This is a genomic window from Lysinibacillus sp. NPDC094177 (assembly GCF_050279145.1).
Classification (GTDB): domain Bacteria; phylum Bacillota; class Bacilli; order Bacillales_A; family Planococcaceae; genus Lysinibacillus.
On sequence record NZ_JBNNTW010000007.1, the window covers coordinates 154,723 to 176,630 of the forward strand.

The window sequence follows — 21,908 nt, forward strand, 5'->3', positions numbered from 1 at the left end:
AATGATCGACAAAAGCTTTGTGAGGGCATAAATCAAACTGTTAAAAACAACACTAATGGACGAAGTTAGTACCGTTACACATTTTACTTACACCAACCAGTATTGCGGCAATAGTTTGCTTTGCGAAAACATGAAATCATAATGGAAAGATGTTTTTTTATGGACTAAATAGGAGTGAACTAGATGACATCACATTCAATCTCGTATTATGAGAATCAGTTAAGACAGCAAATTATGAACAACCTATATAATGAAAATTTTATTTCATTGCAGAATTATGTAAAAGAGTTAATTCAAGAAAATACGGATAATAATAAGAATATTACTTATGCCTATTTGAATATAAAACGTGAGCTGGTAGGGTCAATAAGTAATAATGATGATCAGACTTTATAAAGTGATTATAGATGCAAAAAATATAAAAGAAGTGAACATTTAAATGGAATGCAAAATGAAACAACTTGGCATTTGACTATAGAATGACATTGCTTAATAAAGTAAAGAAAATGCCTGGATTAGAAATGTTTTTTCTAATATGTTACAAATGGAAAATTGAATAATTAGAGGATCCAGAAGTTCATAGTTTCTTTTGTAATTCAATAAATGGTAAAGTAAAAGGAGTCTATGATAGTTTTAGAGATTATAATAGAGATAATAATCTTTTAAAATTGCTATTAATTATATAAACTATTATCAAAATATAATCCTTAGTTTAAAGTAAATTCAGCTCTGAATTTTTTAAGGAATTATTTTATTTGTAGGAATGGAATAATTGTACGGTAGATTTCATTTAAAAATTGAAGTGGTAAAACAGTCTATTATTCTTTGGAATATGGACTGTTTTAATGTAAGGAGTTCAAATAATAACTTTGTATCTACGATTGATCTAATTGTTGATTACGACTTAATAGATGGAACTTTAAGGTTTTATTAGACTGTTACAATACATTTGATTCACCTCAGAAATTAATTTTTACATAAGTGTTACATTAAATTAGAGTTCTTAATTAGATGGAATGAGATAATCCTGATTGATAAACAAGATACTGCATTTAGGTAAATGTAAAATAGCGAATATATTTAACTTCATATTTTTTAGAAATTTTTTAAATAAGTCGTCTATTGCAGCTAATTATTTGTTAAGATCATATTTTGAGAGTGTGAAAGAAAATATTGAATAATCTCATATTAAAGAAGTTTCTAATCTAGATTTACTTTTTATTTGAAGGATGGTACACTTAGTTCTATTGAACAACAATATATTGTGTTCGTTTTATAAAGGTACTACTATATGTAGTTTAATAGAGAAGTTCGGTGCAATACCGACGCTGTCCCCGCAACTGTGAAGCTGACGATGATATTAGCCACTGTGCATTCGCATGGGAAGGAAATCAGAGAATGAAGCAAAGCCAGGAGACCTGCCTATATAAAACAAATTGATCATTTCTTCGGGGATTAAGAGATGGGAACGTATGTGTTTTTTTTGTATTTTAACGTTTCCATTTAGGCTATCTCTCTCGAAGGGATAGCTTTTTTATTTTATGAAAAGAGGGATATATATGAAACTTTATACGAAAACAATCTGTCCAAAATGCCTTTGGGTAAAATCTGAATTACAACGTGTAGGACTTGAAGCAGAAATTGTAAACATTGATCACGATGAACAAGCTAAGCAAACAATTATTGACGCAGGTTTTTTAAGTGTGCCTGTTTTAGAAATTAATGAAACATTTATAGGAGATGTTAAGGAGATTGTTTCTCATATAGAGATGATTGCAATATGATTGTTTATGCTAGTCGTACAGGCAATGTCCGGAATGTTGTTTCTAAATTAACAGCGGAATCTATTGAACTCTCTGATGGGTTAGTGTTGAATGAGCCCTACCTTTTAATCACCTACACAGATGGATTAGGTGATGTCCCTTCAAAAGTGTCATGTTTTTTAGAAAACAACAGGAAATTTTGTAAGGGTGTAGTTGCCAGTGGCAATAGTAATTTCGGGCATAATGTTTTTGGCGCTGCCGGTGAGAAAATTGCTGCTACTTATCATGTGCCCTTAGTGCGGAAACTAGATTTAAGAGGAAATCAAGCAGATTATGAAGCAATACAAACGTTTTATGAAACGAGGGTAATGGGATGAAAACATATTTAAAGCTTAATAATGACGTACTGAATCGTTATAGTACAACTGGTCTACTAGAGTTAGAAAAGGATCGTGAAGCAACGCGCCGCTATTTTTTAGAATATGTTAACGTGCGTTTACGTTACTTTATTGATATCGAGGAAAAAATCCGCTATTTAGTCGATGAGGGCTACTATGAGAAAGCATTTATCGATATGTACGAGATGGAATTTATTAAAAAGCTGTACAAGAAAGCATATGATTATAATTTCCGTTTTCCATCTTTTATGAGTGCGAGCAAGTTTTACGATAGCTATGCAATGAAAAGTCGTGATGGGGAAGAAATTTTAGAAAAATATGAGGATCGTATTGTCATTATTGCTTTATATTTAGCACAAGGGGATACCGTTCTAGCAGAGCGTTCTATCGAAGCGATGATGGAAGCGTATCAGCCTGCAACACCAACAGCATTGAATAGTGGAAAGAAAGCCCGTGGCGAATTAGTAAGCTGCTTTAAATTATCAATGGATGACTCCATGAATAGTATTGCCGAAAATATTGGTTATTGTTTGGAGCTATCACGTCTTGGTGGTGGAGTTGGGGTAAACTTAACGGATTTACGCCCTTTAGGTGATCCAATTAAAGAGATATTAAATCGTGCAAGTGGTGTAATCCCAGTAGCGAAGCTGTTGGAAAACTCTTTCAGTTATTCAAATCAACTAGGACAACGAAATGGCTCGGGCGTTGTCTACTTAAATATTTTCCATGCAGACATAGAAAATTTCATTTCATCAAAAAAACCAAATGCTGATGATAAAATTCGCCTCGCAACACTGTCAACAGGAATTATTATACCAAGTATTTTCTTCGATCTTATGAAACGTGATAAAGATATTGTATTGTTTAGTCCATACGATATTTTTAAAGAATATGGCAGACGTATGTCTGAAATTTCAATATCAGATATGTACTATGAACTTCTAGATAATCCGAATATCCGTAAAATTAAACGTTTGAATGCACGTAAACTCTATACAGAGGTTAAAAAAGCGCAATTTGAATCGGGCTATCCGTTTGAAATTTTTGATGATAATGTCAATAAAGTGCATCCGCTCAAAAATATCGGTCGTGTAAAAATGTCAAATTTATGTACAGAAATCTTGCAAGTTCAAGAAACAAGTATCATTACTAACCAAGATGAACCGAATGAATATGGGTTAGATGTATCGTGTAACTTAGGGTCAATTGATATCCATGCAGCAAGTAAAGTAAACGATTTCGAAACATTAATCGATACAGCCATGCACTTATTAACAAATGTGTCGCAAATGACGCACATTAAGAATGTACCATCTGTTGCAAAAGCAAATAAATTAATGCATTCAGTAGGGCTTGGTTGCATGAATCTTCATGGTCATCTTGTTACTGAGGGAATCATGTACGGCTCAAAGGAATCTATTGATTTTATGGATCGCTTTATGGAAGCGATGAACTTTTATTCACTCAAATCATCAATGGAGATGGCTAAAGCAAAAGCTGAAACTTTCTATCGATTTGAGGAAAGTGATTACGCTTCAGGTAGCTATTTTGATCAATATGTAAATAAAAGTGAAGAGGAACTATCGCCTGTTGTGTTAAAAGCACTTGGAAATATTCCACTCATTACTAAAAAGATGTGGGAAGTTTTAAAGCAAGATGTTATGCAATATGGTTTATTCCATTCATATCGTTTGGCTATTGCACCAACTGGTAGTATTTCTTATATTCGTAGTTGTACGGCTTCTATATCTCCATGTACAGAGCGAGTAGAGGTTCGTGATTATGCAGATAGTAGAACAATTTATCCAATGCCTCATTTAACAAATGAGAACAGTCATTTATATGCTGAGGCATACGATATTGATCCTTATGACTTAATTGATTTATACGCAGCTTCTCAAAAACACGTTGACCAAGGTATTTCGATGACGCTTTATGTGACTGACAATTGGACAACAGAACAATTGGCTAAAGTATACATTTATGCATGGGTAAAGGGGATTAAGTCCGTTTACTATGTTCGTCAAAGATTACAAAGCTTAGAGGAGTGTGTAGCATGTCAAATATAATTTATGAGGCTGTCAATTGGAATAAGGCAACGAGTGAACTTGCACAAATATTTTGGGATCAACAATGGAAGCAAATTTGGTTTCCTGAAGAAATTGCAGTAAGTAAAGATATCAAACAGTGGAAAAGTTTTGAACATCAAGATACGTATAAAAAAGTATTTGCAGGATTAACCTTACTTGATACCGTTCAGACAAATATAGGGATGAATCGTGTTGCTGCTTATACAAATGATTTACAAGAGAAGGCTGTACTAACCGTTTTTGATGCATTTGAGGCGATACATGCCAAATCCTATTCTTATATATTCACTACCCTATGTACAAACGAAGAAATAGATGAGCTATTTGAATGGGTAAAGAAAAATGAATTTCTACAATATAAGGCAAATAAAATTGCGGATATTTATAACGGTATTGAAGAAGGCGATTCAGAGAGTTTATGGAAAGCGATGTTCTCGTCCGTTATGCTCGAATCTTTCCTTTTCTATTCAGGCTTTTTCTACCCACTGTACTTAGGAGGACAAGGTTTCCTACGAAACAGTGCAGAAATTATTTCACTTATTTTACGCGACGAATCAATCCATGGTGTAGCAGTTGGATTTTTTGCTCAAAATCTATTTAAGCAATTTTCAAAAGAAAAACAAGAAGAGTTACAATTATGGGGTTATGAATTGTTGCTGGATTTATATCAGAATGAAATGAATTATACTGATGATATCTATGCGGAAACAGGATTATCTCCTGAAGTAAAAGCCTATGTACGGTATAACGCTAATAAAGCATTAATGAATGTCGGTTTCGATCCAATGTTCCCAGAAGAAGAAGTTAATCCTATTGTTATGAATGGAATTCGTAATGAAGGCTCCACATATGATTTCTTTTCACAAAAGGGTTCTACCTATGCGAAAGCAAAAGTAGCACCGATTACAGATGACACATTTAATTTTAATCGTTGAGGATGAAAATAATGAACTTAGAAGTAAAAATCAAAAGAATTCACACTGATGCATTACTACCTATGCAAGCCAATCCAGGTGATGCTGGAATGGATCTCTACTCTATTGAAGAAGTAGAGATACCAGCGGGAGTAACGAAACTAATTAAAACAGGATTACAAATTGAATTACCTAAAGGAACGGAAGCTCAAATTCGTCCGAGAAGTGGACTAGCATTAAAACATAGTGTAACAGTTCTCAATAGTCCAGGCACAATAGATGAAGGCTACAGAGGGGAAATCGGTGTTATTTTAATCAATCATGGTAAAGAAACATTTAAAGTAGAAAAATCAATGCGTATCGCCCAAATGGTTATTCAGCTTGTCCCTTCAATTCAACTACTAGAAGTAAATGAATTATCTCAAACTGTTCGTGGAACTTCTGGATTTGGAGCGAGTGGTATAAAATAGGTTTAAAATTTTGAAAGTAATTCTTCAATGAAGTGACCCAAAGGATTGAGTTTGGTATGTGCCGAACTCAATCTTTTTTTATTCCTCTATTAATACCTATGTAGTTAATTTTTCCCTTTCAATATTGGTCTGTTTATTAAATTAAATGAGGATGGGATTGCGAAGTGTAACAACAAATCCAACAATTAGTCTAGGAACAGATACAGTGATTTATATCAATAAATCTGATAAGACCTGAATAATCAGTAAGAAAAAAATAATTGGTAATAAAACTTGAATCCATTTTGTTTTGATAAAAGGAATTATCTTTAAACCTAAGAACGAGCCAAGGATAGAGCCAATGGAAACAGGAATGGCGATTCCCCAATTAACAATGCCAGTAAAGTAGTAAAAGAGAAAGGCACCTGTACAACTTGAAAAAGAAATAATTCTTGTTAACTCAACTGCTTTTATATAGATATATTGCTTTCTCAGGTAATAGGTTATATTCATAAGAGCTGAGCCTGGTCCAAAACCACCGTCATATATTGAAATTACAAACGGGATGAGTTTATTAATTGGTTGTTCCTGTGTTTCTTTTTTGAACTTTACAATAAATTTATTACTGCAAAGTACAATAAAAAATGCGACAATTAAGCTTACACAAGCTACAACATTCATGACTTGTTCCGATAATAGAGTGGCTAAAAATGCGCCAAAAACACCTCCTAAACTAGCAATCATCATTAAAGATGTAAATTTTTTTAACGATAAATGTCCTTTAATTAAAAACGATACGACATTAGATAAAGCTGAAATTCCTGTCGCAAATTTATTAACAGCTATGGTTGAATGAATCGGAATGCCAATAAGTAACATTGCAGGTAACAAAATAAAGCCTGCAGCGCCGAAAAGAACACCAATGACTGCTGCGAGTAAGCCAATTGTAAATAAAATAAAACCGTTTACTGATAACCATTCATGTAGTAATATTTCCATCAAATCACCTCTACACCTAAATTACTGCTAAATAATACATAAAACAAATATATAATAATTGCTTATTCATAAATATAATTTATCTTTATTTAGTGGGTGTTTTAACATCCGCTGAAATAGAGGAACTCAGTCTAAGAACGCCACATCCTATGGCAACGACTGAGTGACCAACATCATGTTGGCCCAAAGCCTCCGGCGGATGTCACGGATTTTGAAAGGAATGAATACAAGGATGTTAGCCTAAAACCTTCGCATCCTGCGAAAACAGCTAACTGACCTGCATCGGTAAAAACGGCACGTTCTGTGGCATTACCGAAATGACCGACATCGTGTCGGCCCTCGTGCAGGCCCGGGCACAATTCAAAATCCGGACGCATTGTTTATCTGTGCGAAAGCGTAGCGACAGCAACAATTACGCCAAGGCGAAATTGATTGATAGAAAGGTGTGAATGAAATGAATTTGCATGCGTTAAGGATTTTTACGAATGTAGCAAAACTAGGAGGAATTACCGCAGCGGCGAATAAAATGCTTCTTAGTCAACCAGCTGTCACTATTCAAATTCGGAAATTAGAAAGCGAAATAGGGACAAAATTGATTGAAGGTAAAGGACGTGGTATTCAATTAACTCCTGAGGGAAAGTTTTTGTATGAGCAGGGAATGCGTTTATTTTATTTAGAAGCACAGATTGGTGAAAAGCTCGGTAAATTTTTAGCGAAGGAAGAAAAAATACAAATTGCTTCTTCCTATATACCAACAAACTATATACTCCCGCCTATTATTGCAGCGTATAAGCTTGCTAATCCTCACATAGAATTTTTTGTGTCATTAGGGAATGTAAAATCTGTGGAAGAGCAAGTTCTTAATTATGAAGTAGATCTCGGTTTTGTCGTGCAAAATAAAATTGGTCACCCTGATTTACAGTTTGAAAAAATATTAGATATCCCGTTTTGGTTTGTTGTTCATCCATCACATTCTTTGGCCAATCAAACTGTCTCCATTGATGAATTATCGAAAGAGGACTTTATATATCGGGAACGAGGTAGCTCGACACTTGATTTATTGGAGGCCGTTTTTTACACGTTAAATGGCCCATTACCTAAATTAGGACTTCAAATGCAGGGCTTACATGAATCGATTAAAGTAGTGGAAGCAGGGTACGGTATGACTTTAGCGCCGTCCTACAGTGTAACGGAAAGTATAACAAATGGGAAACTAGCTCGGGTGTATGTTGAACAGGCAGAAATTCAGCAAAGTTTATTTATATGTACACGCAAATCAGATTTAGGAGAGCATCCATTTATTCAGTATTTAAAAAATCATTTAAACGCTATAAATTAACAATAAAAATCGGAATCAAGCATTAGTTATGCCTATTCTCGATTTTATAAAATAATTTTTCATTTGTAGTATTCAACATTTATTAAGTAACAGCCACGATTCCTATAATTTGAGCTAAAGAGATTTGTTCATGCAGAAAATTGCCGGTAGAGTGTCTGAAAAAATTCGTGATACCGACGATTGTCAAAACCTACGACGTTGTGATAAAATAGGAACAAATGTTCTTGTGTTGAGGTGGGATTATCTAGTCAATAAAGCATACAAATGAATTCCCTTCTACATAATAATATTTTATAGTAATTGTAGTTAAACACAGATTAATTCAGGTAAGAGTTCGCTTTAAAACAAGGAGGATATCATGGGAAGATTAGTTCATTTTGAAATTCATGTAAGTGACATGGAACGTGCAAAGAATTTTTATGGAGAGGTATTCGGATGGTCATTTCAAGATTGGAGTGAGTATGCAGGAATGCCTTACTTTGGAGCAGTGACTGGTAATGAAGACGAGCATGGAATCGATGGTGCTTTAATGCAACGTCAAGGTGCTTCTCCGGAACCAAACCAAGCTTTAAATGGATTTGCTTGTACAATGGGTGTGGAAAATTATGATGTAACAGAAGCTAAAATTATTGAGAATGGCGGCAGGGTTGCAATGCCAAAATATGCACTACCGGGAATGGCGTGGCAAGGTTACTATATTGATACCGAGGGCAATATATTCGGAATTCATCAACCCGACAAAAATGCAAAATAGAGTTCATGATAAGTCAATAAGTATGCAATCACAAACAAGACAAGCATTTTAAAAAATCCTGTCTAGCTTAAAGAATTGCTTTTAGCTTTTAAAAACTTATTATCATTTGATTTGTTCTAAAAAGTTATAGCTGAACCAACGAGGACACTGAAAAACTCTAAAATAGGATGTTTTTACAGTATTTTTTTTGCATGAGGATTATTTTACTTTGCAAGGATTTAGCGCGGCGGCGTGAGACTCCTGCGGGAAAGCGAGACAGACGAGAGCCCGCACGAAGCAAAGCGTAGGAGGAGGCTCGTCGCTCGCCCGCGGAAAGCGAACGCCAGAGCGCTAAATCCTAATGATAGATTTTTATTGGAGTTTTATTGAAAAAACCACTTTTTCAGTGGCCTCGAACCAACCCAGGTCTTTTAATTTTTGCCATATAATACAGCTCAAAGTATTTGATTAGTATTCGCTAGAATTTCGAAGAGAGTAAAAACATAATAAATGCTTTCGAGGGAATGTCCCAAAAGTCTACAAATGACTTTTAGGACATTCCCCTTTATTTATTTATAAAAGTAAAGAAAGCGCATCTTAAGAACTACTTATCAAAAAATTCCATAGTAAATTAGGTTTATTTACTCAATTGTATTATTTTGTCGTTTTTTTGTTCAAAAATAACGAAACTTGTCGAAATATATTGTGAATAGTATGGAAAATAGATTTCAAAGTTATTAGGAAGGGGCTAAAAAGCATATTTAGTTAAAGGATTTATTTTAGTTTTAAGTATGTAATCAGTAAAACGAAGAGACGAGTAAAAATAATGAAAACATAGGAATAAAAAGAGACAAGCGGGTTAGCCTCCATGTTGTCATGAAGTAAACAAACTTGTACGTTTGCACCTTTGAAAGTGTACAAATTCATTGTCTTACATTAAAATGTGCACCAATTAATTGAAATCAAGAAGGAGAGTATTAACCATGCTGCGCAATCTATCCATATTTAAAAAATTAGTCCTATTAATGTTTATAGCCATTTTAACAATTGGTATTATCCAATTGATTGGATATAACTCAATGAAATCTTTGGAGAATAATACAGAGAATATTTTTAAAGACCGTTTAGAACCAAGTATTGTTTTGTCTGATTATAGAATTAATAATCGAATTATTATTTCAAACATGTATCGTTCTTTCATTTATACAGATGAATCAACACTTACAGAGATTAAAGATGAAGTGATGAAGGCTTTTACAGAAAATGAAAAGAATCTTCAATTACTTAAAGCAACCAATTTAAAACCGGATGAGGATAAAATAATAAATGAACTGGTTCAGCAATATCCAATTTTTAAAGAAAGTATGGAGCAAGTTTTCAAACTAAGTCTCGTTAATAAGAATGAGGAGGCATTCAATCTCTATAATTCAAGTGCTAAGCCTGTGTTTGATAAAATTGCGTCAACAGGTTTAGAGCTGACTAAATTGAATAAAAAATATGCAAGTACTTTGAATACGGAAAGTAAAGCCGAGGCGAGTAGAAGTATCACAATCTCTCTAATCATTTCAATTGTATTAGGAATTTTGTTTGTTGCAGTCGGTTTTATAGGTGTACGAAAATATATAATTTCCCCAGTTGAAAAATTAAAATTTGCTGTTCAACGAGCCGAAGCTGGAGAATTCAATTTTAGTATAGACTATGATTCAAAGGATGAACTAGGGGTCTTAACGTCTTCATTTAGTCATATGATTACACAATTACGAGATTTAATTGGTCAGGTGAAACAATCATCTGAACAGATGGCTGCATTTTCGGTTGAGCTTTCGGCAAGTGCAGAACAAACAAGTGAGGCTAGTGAACATATTGCGTCTGTTACGTTAGAGGTGGCAAGCGGCACGGACGATCAGGTTAGAACAATTATAGATACATCAGATGTTGTTAATCAAATGGTACAAGATGTCCAAACAATAGCAAAAAATTCTACTAACGTTTCAGAGGCTGCTATACAAGCTGATCAAATCACAGTGGATGGAAATGACATTATTACAACCGCTGTCCAACAAATGAACGCAATTCAAACTTCTATTAGTAGTCTAAGTAATGTAATTAGTGGTTTAGGTGAGCGTTCGACAGAGATTGGGCAAATCGTTGAAGTCATTACTGGCATTGCAGCACAAACCAATTTACTGGCATTAAATGCAGCAATTGAAGCGGCGAGAGCAGGAGAACACGGAAAGGGCTTTGCAGTCGTTTCAGAAGAAGTGCGAAAATTGGCCGAAGAATCATCTGGGTCAGCACAGAGAATCTCTGAGTTAATTACAGGAATTCAAACGGAAACGAATAGAGCGTTAGACTCTATGCATTTCACAACAAATGAAGTGGTAACAGGTATTAACAATGTGAACATCGCAGGTGAAGCCTTTAAAAAAATACAACATGCTATTAATGAAGTATCTATGCAAATACAAGGAGTCTCTTCTTCAGTAGAACAAATGGTTACAGGAGTTAATCAAATGACTGAATCCATGGAACAAATCAATACAATTGCCCAAAGCTCTGCAGAAGGAACACAAAATATTTCAGCGGCAACAGAAGAACAGTTAGCCTCCATGCAAGAAATTACCGCATCTACTTCGGCACTTTCTAAAATGGCAGAAGACTTACAAGAAAAAACAAATATGTTCAAAGTATAAACGATGACGTATTGTCATATGGTAAAGACTAAATAGCCTGTTATCTTAGGATAGCGGGTTTTTGTTTTATATCTTATGAGGTTACTCGCGTTTTACATTTTATTTTGTAAACTGAAACATTTATACAACTTAAAAGAGTTAATTATTCGCCTTCGTTTTGAAAATTCGATAAATATTTTCGTGTCATGTTGTACACATTTTTTATTTTTGCTATAGTGTTTGGAAAACTAGGGAAAGGAGGAGCATACCATGATAGGAGTTTTAGATTTAGAACGATTGACAAGTTTATCAAATGAAAAGTGTGAAATTATATTAGGTATGGCTCAAAACCTTCAAATAATAGCTGACCTTTCTCAAGCAGATATTTTTATTGATTGTCTTTTGAAAGAAGATAACGCATCTTTAGTTGTAGCTGAAGCAAAGCCTACTACTATAGCATCTTTGTATAAAAAAAGTATGTTAGGGCAAATAGCATATGAAGAAATGGAGCCGGGTGTTTTATTTAGTTTAAAAACCGGGAAACCAATTTTTGGATCAAGAGGCATTACAGAAGAGCACGGAATAATGCAACAAGATATTGTTCCTATAAAAGATTCGCATGGGGAGACCATTGCGGTACTAATTAAGGAAAGAGATATCTCACAGGTAGTACAGAACGAAAAAAATATAGAGCACTTTATGAAAGCGACTAATAGTAGAGACAAGCAACGTGTATTTCAAGCTATTGTCGTTCAGGAAATCCATCATCGTGTTAAAAATAATTTACAGGTTATTTCCAGTTTGTTGCGATTACAAATGCAACATACTCAATCGGAAGAAGTAGCTGAAGTATTTCACGACAGTATATCCCGTATTTCAAGTATGGCTTTGGTTCATGATTATTTGGCCAAGAGTGGAATTGATGAAGCAGATATTAACCTTTTAATACAGCAAATTTCTACCTTGCTAGTTTCCTCGTCTATTATTCCTGGCCAACAGATTACTGTGTCTGTTGAAGGGGAATCGGTATTCTGTCCTTCAGATAAAGCAACAGCTATTGCACTCATTGTTAATGAGTTAGTTCAAAATAGCATTAAGCATGCTTTTCCTTCACAAAATTATGGGGATATTGATATAAATTTGAGGAGACGAAAACAAATGGTTACTATTACAGTAACGGATGATGGATGTGGAATTGGTGATTCTTTTTCTTTAGGCGATATGTCATCTTTAGGATTACAGCTTGTAGATATGTTAGTTGAAGAGAGGCTGCAAGGGGTTCTTTCATTTCCTCTATCTAACAAAGGGACAAAAGTTTCAATAACTTTTCCGATAGTAGCTACCGAAGTTTAACTAATACTAGATATTACTGACTGTTCCAAATAAATCTTCAGTAACAATTTTAATTGATACTTTGTTTCGTTAATAGAGTTGTTATTGTTTTCGAACTATTTACAAAATATTTGATAGTAGTGTAGAATGAATTAAAATAATAACTAGGCAAAGGCGCCTTTCACTTATCCCCGAAGAAAATTTCTTCAGGGATAAGTGAAAGCGCTTTTTTTTTTCGTTTGATTGCAACATATAAAAAGGGGTGTTAAATGATGAAATTGTCTTGTGTGGTAAAAGGAACTCATTATACGTTTTCGTCGGTAAGGGAGGTACTTGCAAAAGCGAGTGAAGCGAAGTCTGGGGATGTGATGGCACGTGTAGCAGCGGAATCATCGCTTGAGCGCATGGCAGCAAAAGTTGTACTTAGTGAGATGCAGCTGAAAGAAATTTATGAGAATCCGGTTATTCCGTATGAGATCGATGAAGTAACACGCTTGATTTATGATGATATTAGCGACACGATTTACAAAGATATAAAAAGTTGGACAGTCGGTGAATTAAGAAATTATATTTTGTCATCTAGTACAGGTACGGATCAATTATTGAAACTTTCAAGGGGACTAACAAGTGAAATGATATCAGCTGTTGCCAAGCTGATGTCAAGCATTGATCTAGTCCTTGCTTCGCAGAAAATGAAATATCAAGCACATTGTAATACTACAATTGGAGAGCCTGGCCGCTTAGCATTTCGATGTCAGCCCAACCATCCAAATGATGTTCCAGAAGGTATTTTGTATTCAATAAAGGAAGGGTTGTCCTACGGAGCAGGTGATGCAGTTATAGGTATCAATCCGAATGTGGATACGGTTGAGTCCGTCAAAAAACTTTTGACACTTTCACATGAATTTATTGAGAAATGGCAAATTCCAACACAAAATTGTGTTTTGGCTCATATAACAACACAGATCGAAGCTTTAAAGCAGGGGGCACCTATCGCACTGATGTTTCAAAGTTTAGCAGGTACACAAAAAGGTAATGAAGCATTTGGTATATCCAAAAAAATTCTTGATGAAGGCTATGAGATGATGGCTCGATATGGTACATCTACAGGCCCAAACTTTATGTATTTTGAAACAGGACAGGGTTCGGAAGTATCTTTAAATGCTGACTTTGGGGTAGATATGCAAACGCTTGAATCAAGAAGTTACGGTTATGCACGTCACTGGAAGCCTTTCATGGTGAATACCGTTTCTGGCTTTATTGGACCGGAGACACTTTATGATGGACGCCAATTAATTAGAGCGGATCTTGAAGACGGATTTATGGGGAAATTGCATGGCTTACCAATGGGGATTGCTCCAACGTATACAAATCATATGGATGCCGATCAAAATGATCAGGAAGTTGCCGGTATCATAACGGCAGTGGCAGGAGCGAATTTTTATATGGGAGTACCAGGTGGAGATGATGTCATGTTGAATTATCAAGATACAAGCTATCACGATGATGCTAGTTTGCGTGAGATCCTAGGCTTACGACCACTTCGGGAATTTGAAAAATGGATGGAGAATATGGGCCTAATGGAAAATGGAAGGTTGACAAAACGTGCAGGAGATTTATCAATTTTTGATTGAGGAGGGAGGCGCAAAATGGATATTCAAGAAATTATTCAAAGGGTAGTAGAAGAAGTGAAGAAAAACATGGATTCGCCAAAAAACGATACCGTTCAAAATAAAGAAGAAATTATAAATTTTCCAGAAGAACGATTAAAAGGGGTAGACGAACCACATAACGCTGCATCTATTGAGCGAGCACAAAGTATTACACCTGCCCGTATTGGTATTGGTCGAACTGGAACTCGTATGTTGACGACAAGCTATTTACAATTTTTAATTGATCATGCAGCTGCACAGGATGCTGTATTAAGAGATGTAAGTGACGATTTTCTTCAAAATATGGATTTACACAAGCTGGAAACAAAAGCTAGTGATATGAAATCTTATTTAATGGATTTAGATGCTGGTCGAAAGTTATCAGATGAGTCTATTAAGTATCTTGAAAAAAACGGGGATAAAGGCAAAGCTGTTCAAATTATTGTTTGTGATGGATTGAGTTCCTCTGCGGTAGAAGCCAATGTAGCTGATTTACTGCCTGCTTTAATACAAGGGCTAAAATTAAAAAATATAAGTGTCGCAAAGCCGTTTTTTATTAAAAGAGGACGTGTATGGGTGCAAGATCAAGTAGCTGCTATTGTTAATTGTGACCTTGTCATTTCATTGATTGGTGAAAGGCCAGGTCTAAATACAGATGAAAGCTTGAGTGCATACATGATTTATCGGCCTACTGAAAAAACAGTTGAAGCCGATCGGACGGTAATTTCAAATATCCATAAAGATGGACTAACTTCAGTTGAAGCTGGTGCCTATTTATCTGATTTGATCGAACAAATGCTTCTTGCTAAGTGTACAGGAGTTTCTTTTGCTCAACAAAGGAATAACAATATGTAATATTCTCCCTGTCCAGAAAGGTTGTGATGTTATGAAAAAACGGATTTTAGTTGCTGAGGACGAACCAATTATCAGACTGGACTTAAAAATGATGCTTCGGAACAATGGCTATGAGGTAGTCGGGGAAGCAGGAGATGGGGATCGAGCAATCGAACTTGCTTTTAAGTTACAACCAGATCTAGTGTTAATGGATATAGAAATGCCAAAACTAAATGGTTTAAAAGCAAGCGAGGTTATTGGTCGTCAGCTAGATATACCAGTGCTGTTGATTACTGCATACAGCCAAAAAGAATTTGTAGAAAAGTCTAGGCAAGATAATATTTTAGGTTATCTAGTTAAACCCGTTTCTGAAGCTAGCTTAATTCCAGCGGTGATCATTGCATTTCAACAAGCTGAGAGGACACAGACGATAAAACAATCTTTACAACTAACACAAGAGCAAATTCATAAGCGAAAGGTTGAGCGAGCTAAAGGCCAACGTAATGGGCAGTAGGCATTTACAATATTCTATAATAAAAGCATGTTACAACAAGTATTACCCATTATTCGACTAATTTCGTTATACACTAGCCATGAAACCGAAAGTGTCATGGAGGGGCTGTTATTATGAACATCCCCTTCTCTTTACTTATCTTTATTTAGCAGACGAAGAGAAAAACGGTTGGTGATTAGTAGTTCAAGTAATCTGTACTAACTGCTCTCAAGTCAAAGTAAAATTCGACTCCATTTTCAGTGTTATTTACGCCGAAGCTACTGTGATGACGTTCCAATATTTGTTTTACAATAGCTAAACCTAAGCCTGAACCACCAAATTCTTTGCTTCTTGATTTTTCTACTCTGTAAAATGGATCCCAAATTTGTTCGATTTCATCATAAGGAATGGAAATATTTTCATTTTTGATTTTGAACATATATTTATTGAAACCCTCTAAATAGACTATTTTGATGTTGATACGGTTATGTTTTGGCGTATATTTTACAGCGTTGACAAATAAGTTGGTAATGACCTGCTCGATTCTTTTTATATCCCCATTTACATAAGCTTCCTCATCAATTTCAAACAGAACTTGCAATCCTTTTTCGTCAGCCATTGTTTTGAATTTATCGTACACCTTTAAAAATGTATGCCATAAGTCAAAGGTGCTTTCAGTAAGCTGATAGATAGGGGACTCAAGTCTCGAAATATCAAGCATTTCTTGTACCATTTCCGTCATTCGATCGACTTCATCCAAAATAACATCACAATATTTCAAGTCGTTTTGCTCATATACTCCGTTTTTTATGCCTTTGATATAACCGTTTATTACGGTTAAAGGGGTCTTTAATTCGTGAGATACGTTGGCAACAAACTCTTTTTCTTTTTCCTTCAATTTCAACTGTAATTCATAATCTTGTGCAAGTTTTTCATTGGCATGGACTAATTCCGTAATTTTCTGTTCTAGGTTGGTAGAAATTTTGTTTAATGCTTTACCCATTTGTCCTAACTCGTCCTTGGACTTAACAATATATTTTTCACTGAAATTTTGATTTGCAATCTGATTCGCGATAGTGCTCATTTTAACTAGAGGCTTTGATAAAGTCTTGGAAAAAATTATTGCTATTAAAATAACGATGATCATCGTAAAAACAAATAAAATAATATAGTACTGATTTAGATTCCCGATAACCTCATCTACAGATTGAAGAGAAGTGACGGCGAATATGACCAAATCTGTTCCTTCCACCTTTTTAGTTAACACCAAATTATTAATGTCTGTCTGTGTGTCCCGTACCGTATATATTTGATTATTGAATGTTTGTTCTTCTTTTCTATTCATCATGACAAACATTTCTTGAATGAGGACATTCTTTTGCGCTGTGAAGGATTTACTTTCAGTTGGTTTAGAAATCACTTTTCCTTCAATTGTAATAGGCTTAGGCTGCTGATTCATCATGTCATTATCATTAGTGAATCCTTCAAAAAATATCGTGGAAATCTCGGTTGGCTCTAAGACTCGAGTACCCATTTTGATTTTCTTCGGAAGGACCAAGGATTCCTTATCATCCATTAGAAGCCCGTCTATGGAGAAGATGTCTTTTTCATTTATTTCTTTATAGTCGATGGATAGAAAATCATCTATGATATTATACTCCTTGTTGTCCTTCGTTCTGACCACGAATTGAGTGTAATTATTGTTTAATGACGAACCGTAATGATGCTGAAGTTGATCATCGATAACCGAAATGATAGCATTGTTATTTTCCGAAATTTGTGTAATGTACTGATTAATAGTGTCAGTTGGCTCATGATTATTAATCTTTGATTCAATTGTACGAGCAAACTCTTCCATGTTTTGCTTTTTCGTATTGATATAGTAAGGTTCGAAGTAAGTCGATTGAAAGACGATTTGGATTATAAATATAGAGGCAAATAATAAAATATGAATTAAAAAAAGCTTATAGGCAATTCCTCTTTTTCGCATTATTCCACCTCAAATTTATACCCTAAACCAAATATGGTTTTAATTAGGTAGGCTTTATGCAGTAAGTTTTTTCTAAGTTTTTTGACTTGCGCATCTACTACTCTTGTATTTCCGAAATAATCATATCCCCATACTTCATTTAATATTTGATCTCTGGATAAGACAATATGCTTGTTTTCCATCAAATATAGTAAAAGATCAAATTGTTTTGGCTCTAATTCAATGGACGTGCCATCTATCCATACTTCACGTGTAAGTTTGTTAATCGTGACTCCTTTTAGCGTCAAGGTTTCTTTGTCTCTATCTTCTTTTTTTACAGTGTAGATTCTATCAAGAAGCACTTTAGATTTAGCTACTAGAATCTCAGGATTGAACGGCTTAGTCATATAATCGTCCACTTTAAATTCATAGCCCATCAACTGATCTTCTATCTCTGAACGTGCTGTCAGCATGATGATAGGAACATCTGATTTTTTTCTAATTCTTCTGCACACGGAGAATCCGTCGATTTCTGGTAGCATGATGTCGAGAATAATTAAATCGACTGTTTCTTCTTCAAACATTTGCAGACCAACCTTACCATCCGTCGCAATTAGGATTTTGTATTCGTGCATTGTAAAATAGTCTGCTATTATATTAGCAATTTTCATTTCATCTTCTATAATTAAAATCGTTCGCTTCATTAAATATCTCCTTATTTAATAAAGCAGGAATCTTCATAGTAAAATTACTTACCGTACGAAGAAAAATGCCTGCTAAATATATGGATTCGTTAATTCATCATTATTTGATATTCTCCGTTTTTTTCCTCATACTTGGCATCAAAGATCAATATATCATCTCTTTGAATCGTCAGTAGTTTGTCCTTAGAGAATTCGATGTCCTTTTTCGGAACATACACAATCGTGTAACCCATTATCGTATTTGGATTCATCTTCGTTGGATCTTCCAAATCTTCCATAGGAGCTTTTGTGAAAAGAGATTTCATTTTGTTAAGTTTTATCCGAGTATCTGAAAGGATAATTTCTCTTGTCGTAGTCTGTATTTCTGCCGGATTCCCTTTATATTGATATTCCACTATCATTTCCTCATACATAGCTGAGGAGTTTTGGATTGTCACAGGGATTCTGACTGCTACATACTGGTTATCCTTCTGTTTGGATACTATATCATCTACATAAGATTTTAGCTTACTATTATAAGAATTGTAATAATCTTCGTTAGCTTTTTTTATATTTTGATGCTCTTCAGCTTTTTTGCCACCAAATTCGGATTTCAACAATCCTAAAGGAGAAGCTGTTAATATTGTTTTGTCATTAAGGTTTAATTCAACTGCAGAAGCAATTGCTAAAGCTCCGATATCATAAAATTCTCGGCCCTTCATCAAGAGTACTTCTTCTTGATCTTGATCAGCTGGAATAAAATTATCTATAATATTTTGTGCAGTCAACTCATTTAATTCTTTTACAGATGCCTCTGGATGTTTAATCATCTGATATGCTTTTGACTCTAGATAAGTAGCCATTCCTTCCATATTATCATAGCCATCTTGCTCCTTATTCTTCTTGTTACTATTTAAATAAAATTCATAAAAATATACCGCTTGTTGAATCTGATCGATTTTTTCATCTTTATTCTTAGATTCAATTGCTTTTTTTAGGTATTGGTACATTTCATTTCGATAATATCTACTTTCGATATCTTCGGGATATGTTTCAGCTCTTGTACCAAGACCTTCCACAGATTCTCCTGACTGAAGCAGAATATGAATTCCTTCATGCACAATAAACTTAAACACAATTTCATATGCGTTCTCATCTGCGCCAGAAATTATGTCTGACGCAAATTCAAGGTTAAATACATAGGTAGGGTGATCGTTGAATGTCGTGAGTTGGAAGGGCATGACCAACAATTGGGTATCCTTAATGGAATCCGTACTGTATTCGATCACTTCGTCTTTAGGTCCAATATCGGTTTTCTGGTTGTTAATTAAATAGGCCATTTTGTTAGAAGGATTCAACAATAATATTTGCTTATCCTCATTATTGAACGATGGCCATAGCTTGCTTGCATCGTCTATCAAAATCTTTTTAATATCTTTCACTAATTCAGGTGTTATTTCTCTAATTTTTTTACTATTTTCAATAGGGTTGCTGTCCAACGTTTCTTCGTTCGACTTCTGGGATTCTTCAACCGGCTTTTCGGTCGTTTCTTGATTATTGTTGCTGCATGCTGTCAATATCGTTATGATCAAAATCATGAACAATAAACGTACTGTTTTTAACATAATTATCATCCTTCTTTCAATAATTAATCCTGTTTAAGCAGTTGAATCGGATTCAACTTTGCTGCTTGGTTAGCTGGAATCATACATGCCAACACATTAATTACGATCCCAAATCCTATAGTTAGCAGTACTGTCAATACATCTATATGTAACAGCTCGAAATGAATTTTAGCTTCTAGTGTACGGTTTAAAATAACCTGAACCACAATGCCTAGCACTGTACCATTGATAGAAGCCATGCCTCCCAATAAAATTGCTTCCGAAAAGAAGATCCAGCGAACTTCTCTGTTTCTACCGCCAATTGCTTTGAACAAACCAATTTCTTTTCTTCGCTCTAAAACACTAATATAAAGAATAATTCCTACCATAATAGAGGAAATCAATAGAATTAGCATAGAAACCCCAGTAATAGCAAGCTGTATATTTTTAAATGTTTTAGTTAACTCTTTCAATACGTTTTCAGGTGTTGTAATGGTATAGTTTTGCTTAAACTGGTTGACAACTGATTCGATTGAGCTTTTATCATCGACATACACTTCATAGTTGTTAGTCGTTATTTCTGAATCTTTTCCGATAAATCTTGAACGTTTAACAACCTCTGTGTGGAAATCGTATGGCATATATGAATATTCTTTTCCAATAAAAGATTGTTCTGTAATTGCAGAAATTTTCAGCTTTTGTGTGTCCCATCTAGAGGGATAACTCGTAATTTCGTCCATGGACAGAAATTTAATAGTAATCTCTTTACCGATTAATTCTTCCAGCTTGCCGCCTTCCTTTAGCAGTTTTTTTGCTGTGCTTTCTGACAAGGCAATTCCGTGCTCCTCATCTTTTGGAAGTTGGCCGTATAATACCTTCGGCAAGGCGTATTCGTTTCTATTTTTTTCTTTATGCAAAGGCTTGACATCAAAGCTGATAATATCCGGCTTTTTCTCAATTCTTGCCGATAGCTCGAATTCAGGTTGCACTAATTTGATATGCTCATTTTTCTTGAGTTCATAATAATCGGAACTAACCATATAATCTTGTTCTTTTTTAAAATCTAGCTTTTTACTGTCTATTACTTTATCGGATGAATACTGTATATAGTTGTCTATTCCGCTCCCAAACGCCAGAGCCAGTAAAAATCCACAAATCCCCATAGAAATGCCTATCGATACAAGGAAATATCGCCACCTTTTTTCCTTAATCCTATGATAAGAAAGTCTAAATGCTGATTTCAGTTGAAAAGCACGTTTCCGTGATGGTTCTTCCGGTATCTCCATTTGAACAGAATCCCGTTTACTTTGTTTCCTGTCCTCGATGATCTCTCCATCTTTAACTCGAACGATTCTTGAAGCTTGCTCAGCAACCGCCTCATCGTGGGTGACTACAACGACCAAGCGGCCTTGCTCAGAAATTCTTTTTAATAAATCAATTATTTCTTGAGAGGTTTGGGAATCTAAGGCACCGGTAGGTTCATCAGCCAAAATGATGTTTGGCGACTTGACCAACGCTCTTGCAATCGCAACTCTTTGCTGCTGTCCTCCCGACAATTCATTAGCCTTTTGGTGAATCGCTTTTTCCAGGCCGACCTCTTGAAGAGCTTGTACACATTTTTGGTGAGCTTCCTTTTTCTCATATGAGCTCATAGCTAAAGCCAACTCTACATTTTCCAATACTGTCAGGTGAGGAATCAGGTGAAAATGTTGAAACACAAATCCGACGTTATCTTTACGATAATCAGAATACTGATGATCATTAAACGTTGACATAGGTGTTTCATTAATATACACCTCACCCGAATCTGGCTTATCCAGTCCTCCAAGTGTGTTAAGGAGTGTGGATTTTCCAGAGCCAGAAGCTCCTACAATCGCAACGAACTCACCGTGAGCTAACATTAAATTTACATTTTTCAATGCAGGAATTGGGGTCGATTTATCTGGATAATAGGTTTTACTAACATTTCTAATTTCTATCATTG

Annotated in this window: 18 protein-coding genes and 1 riboswitch; of the genes, 13 read left to right on the forward strand and 5 right to left on the reverse strand. The window is 35.0% G+C overall.

Annotated elements, in window-relative coordinates; all coding sequences use genetic code 11:
• Positions 1–183: 183 nt before the first annotated feature.
• The 6 genes from ACQKNC_RS13645 to dut all read left to right on the forward strand — a co-directional run bounded on the left by ACQKNC_RS13645 (position 184) and on the right by dut (position 5,635).
• Positions 184–396: a hypothetical protein gene (locus ACQKNC_RS13645; RefSeq protein WP_427425373.1), complete on the forward strand. Its 213-nt coding sequence runs from the start codon at positions 184–186 to the stop codon at positions 394–396.
• 866 nt (positions 397–1,262) lie between these two features.
• Positions 1,263–1,440: riboswitch (cobalamin riboswitch) on the forward strand.
• Between the two features lie 119 nt (positions 1,441–1,559).
• A complete protein-coding gene (locus ACQKNC_RS13650; RefSeq protein ID WP_427425374.1) occupies positions 1,560–1,784 on the forward strand; it encodes a glutaredoxin family protein in 225 nt (74 codons plus the stop codon).
• A complete protein-coding gene (gene nrdI, locus ACQKNC_RS13655) occupies positions 1,781–2,140 on the forward strand; it encodes a class Ib ribonucleoside-diphosphate reductase assembly flavoprotein NrdI (protein ID WP_427425375.1) in 360 nt (119 codons plus the stop codon). The genes ACQKNC_RS13650 and nrdI overlap by 4 nt, the downstream gene beginning before the upstream one ends.
• On the forward strand, positions 2,137–4,230 hold the full coding sequence (nrdE, locus tag ACQKNC_RS13660) for a class 1b ribonucleoside-diphosphate reductase subunit alpha (protein WP_427425376.1): 2,094 nt from the start codon (positions 2,137–2,139) through the stop codon (positions 4,228–4,230). Before nrdI ends, nrdE begins: the two co-directional genes overlap by 4 nt.
• Complete coding sequence (nrdF, locus tag ACQKNC_RS13665) at positions 4,218–5,186, forward strand: class 1b ribonucleoside-diphosphate reductase subunit beta (protein ID WP_427425377.1); 969 nt, start codon at positions 4,218–4,220, stop codon at positions 5,184–5,186. The genes nrdE and nrdF overlap by 13 nt, the downstream gene beginning before the upstream one ends.
• A gap of 11 nt (positions 5,187–5,197) precedes the next feature.
• Positions 5,198–5,635 carry a dUTP diphosphatase gene (dut, locus tag ACQKNC_RS13670; RefSeq protein ID WP_427425378.1) on the forward strand — a complete coding sequence of 146 codons (438 nt, stop codon included), beginning with the start codon at positions 5,198–5,200 and terminating at the stop codon, positions 5,633–5,635.
• Positions 5,636–5,845: 210 nt separating this feature from the next.
• Here the strand turns inward: dut and ACQKNC_RS13675 are convergent, their stop codons facing one another.
• Positions 5,846–6,613 carry a sulfite exporter TauE/SafE family protein gene (locus ACQKNC_RS13675; RefSeq protein WP_427425379.1) on the reverse strand — a complete coding sequence of 256 codons (768 nt, stop codon included), beginning with the start codon at positions 6,611–6,613 and terminating at the stop codon, positions 5,846–5,848.
• 454 nt (positions 6,614–7,067) lie between these two features.
• Here ACQKNC_RS13675 and ACQKNC_RS13680 point away from each other — a divergent pair, with 454 nt between their 5' ends.
• The 7 genes from ACQKNC_RS13680 (at position 7,068) to ACQKNC_RS13710 (ending at position 15,689) form a co-directional block, all read left to right on the forward strand.
• Complete coding sequence (locus ACQKNC_RS13680; RefSeq protein ID WP_427425380.1) at positions 7,068–7,952, forward strand: LysR family transcriptional regulator; 885 nt, start codon at positions 7,068–7,070, stop codon at positions 7,950–7,952.
• A 358-nt stretch (positions 7,953–8,310) separates the two neighbouring features.
• The gene (locus ACQKNC_RS13685; protein WP_427425381.1) at positions 8,311–8,706 is read left to right on the forward strand and encodes a VOC family protein; all 396 of its coding nucleotides are present in this window, start codon (positions 8,311–8,313) and stop codon (positions 8,704–8,706) included.
• Between the two features lie 962 nt (positions 8,707–9,668).
• Positions 9,669–11,378, forward strand: a complete 1,710-nt coding sequence (locus ACQKNC_RS13690) for a methyl-accepting chemotaxis protein (protein WP_427425382.1) — start codon at positions 9,669–9,671, stop codon at positions 11,376–11,378.
• A gap of 249 nt (positions 11,379–11,627) precedes the next feature.
• The gene (locus tag ACQKNC_RS13695; protein ID WP_427425383.1) at positions 11,628–12,710 is read left to right on the forward strand and encodes a sensor histidine kinase; all 1,083 of its coding nucleotides are present in this window, start codon (positions 11,628–11,630) and stop codon (positions 12,708–12,710) included.
• A gap of 251 nt (positions 12,711–12,961) precedes the next feature.
• A complete protein-coding gene (locus ACQKNC_RS13700; protein WP_427425384.1) occupies positions 12,962–14,323 on the forward strand; it encodes an ethanolamine ammonia-lyase subunit EutB in 1,362 nt (453 codons plus the stop codon).
• Between the two features lie 15 nt (positions 14,324–14,338).
• Entirely contained in the window at positions 14,339–15,196 is an 858-nt protein-coding gene (eutC, locus tag ACQKNC_RS13705) for an ethanolamine ammonia-lyase subunit EutC (RefSeq protein ID WP_427425385.1), read from the forward strand.
• A 31-nt stretch (positions 15,197–15,227) separates the two neighbouring features.
• The gene (locus tag ACQKNC_RS13710; protein ID WP_427425386.1) at positions 15,228–15,689 is read left to right on the forward strand and encodes an ANTAR domain-containing response regulator; all 462 of its coding nucleotides are present in this window, start codon (positions 15,228–15,230) and stop codon (positions 15,687–15,689) included.
• 175 nt (positions 15,690–15,864) lie between these two features.
• Here ACQKNC_RS13710 and ACQKNC_RS13715 read toward each other — a convergent pair whose 3' ends face one another.
• From ACQKNC_RS13715 to ACQKNC_RS13730, 4 genes are all read right to left on the reverse strand, one after another.
• Positions 15,865–17,658, reverse strand: coding sequence for a sensor histidine kinase (locus ACQKNC_RS13715; protein WP_427425387.1), 1,794 nt, complete (start codon positions 17,656–17,658; stop codon positions 15,865–15,867).
• Positions 17,658–18,341, reverse strand: coding sequence for a response regulator transcription factor (locus tag ACQKNC_RS13720; RefSeq protein ID WP_427425388.1), 684 nt, complete (start codon positions 18,339–18,341; stop codon positions 17,658–17,660). The genes ACQKNC_RS13715 and ACQKNC_RS13720 overlap by 1 nt, the downstream gene beginning before the upstream one ends.
• 89 nt (positions 18,342–18,430) lie before the next feature.
• A complete protein-coding gene (locus ACQKNC_RS13725) occupies positions 18,431–19,945 on the reverse strand; it encodes a hypothetical protein (protein WP_427425389.1) in 1,515 nt (504 codons plus the stop codon).
• A gap of 23 nt (positions 19,946–19,968) precedes the next feature.
• The gene (locus ACQKNC_RS13730; RefSeq protein WP_427425390.1) at positions 19,969–21,906 is read right to left on the reverse strand and encodes an ATP-binding cassette domain-containing protein; all 1,938 of its coding nucleotides are present in this window, start codon (positions 21,904–21,906) and stop codon (positions 19,969–19,971) included.
• Positions 21,907–21,908 lie beyond the last annotated feature (2 nt).

Excerpts from the sequence above, each read along its gene's own strand:
- ACQKNC_RS13715 (WP_427425387.1), bottom strand. The coding sequence starts at position 17,658 with ATGCGAAAAAGAGGAATTGCCTATAAGCTTTTTTTAATTCATATTTTA.
- ACQKNC_RS13730 (WP_427425390.1), bottom strand. The coding sequence starts at position 21,906 with ATGATAGAAATTAGAAATGTTAGTAAAACCTATTATCCAGATAAATCG.
- ACQKNC_RS13650 (WP_427425374.1), top strand. The coding sequence starts at position 1,560 with ATGAAACTTTATACGAAAACAATCTGTCCAAAATGCCTTTGGGTAAAA.
- ACQKNC_RS13710 (WP_427425386.1), top strand. The coding sequence starts at position 15,228 with ATGAAAAAACGGATTTTAGTTGCTGAGGACGAACCAATTATCAGACTG.
- nrdI (WP_427425375.1), top strand. The coding sequence starts at position 1,781 with ATGATTGTTTATGCTAGTCGTACAGGCAATGTCCGGAATGTTGTTTCT.
- nrdF (WP_427425377.1), top strand. The coding sequence starts at position 4,218 with ATGTCAAATATAATTTATGAGGCTGTCAATTGGAATAAGGCAACGAGT.
- ACQKNC_RS13680 (WP_427425380.1), top strand. The coding sequence starts at position 7,068 with ATGAATTTGCATGCGTTAAGGATTTTTACGAATGTAGCAAAACTAGGA.
- ACQKNC_RS13695 (WP_427425383.1), top strand. The coding sequence starts at position 11,628 with ATGATAGGAGTTTTAGATTTAGAACGATTGACAAGTTTATCAAATGAA.
- ACQKNC_RS13700 (WP_427425384.1), top strand. The coding sequence starts at position 12,962 with ATGAAATTGTCTTGTGTGGTAAAAGGAACTCATTATACGTTTTCGTCG.
- ACQKNC_RS13645 (WP_427425373.1), top strand. The coding sequence starts at position 184 with ATGACATCACATTCAATCTCGTATTATGAGAATCAGTTAAGACAGCAA.
- ACQKNC_RS13685 (WP_427425381.1), top strand. The coding sequence starts at position 8,311 with ATGGGAAGATTAGTTCATTTTGAAATTCATGTAAGTGACATGGAACGT.
- ACQKNC_RS13725 (WP_427425389.1), bottom strand. The coding sequence starts at position 19,945 with ATGTTAAAAACAGTACGTTTATTGTTCATGATTTTGATCATAACGATA.
- eutC (WP_427425385.1), top strand. The coding sequence starts at position 14,339 with ATGGATATTCAAGAAATTATTCAAAGGGTAGTAGAAGAAGTGAAGAAA.
- nrdE (WP_427425376.1), top strand. The coding sequence starts at position 2,137 with ATGAAAACATATTTAAAGCTTAATAATGACGTACTGAATCGTTATAGT.
- ACQKNC_RS13690 (WP_427425382.1), top strand. The coding sequence starts at position 9,669 with ATGCTGCGCAATCTATCCATATTTAAAAAATTAGTCCTATTAATGTTT.
- ACQKNC_RS13720 (WP_427425388.1), bottom strand. The coding sequence starts at position 18,341 with ATGAAGCGAACGATTTTAATTATAGAAGATGAAATGAAAATTGCTAAT.
- ACQKNC_RS13675 (WP_427425379.1), bottom strand. The coding sequence starts at position 6,613 with ATGGAAATATTACTACATGAATGGTTATCAGTAAACGGTTTTATTTTA.
- dut (WP_427425378.1), top strand. The coding sequence starts at position 5,198 with ATGAACTTAGAAGTAAAAATCAAAAGAATTCACACTGATGCATTACTA.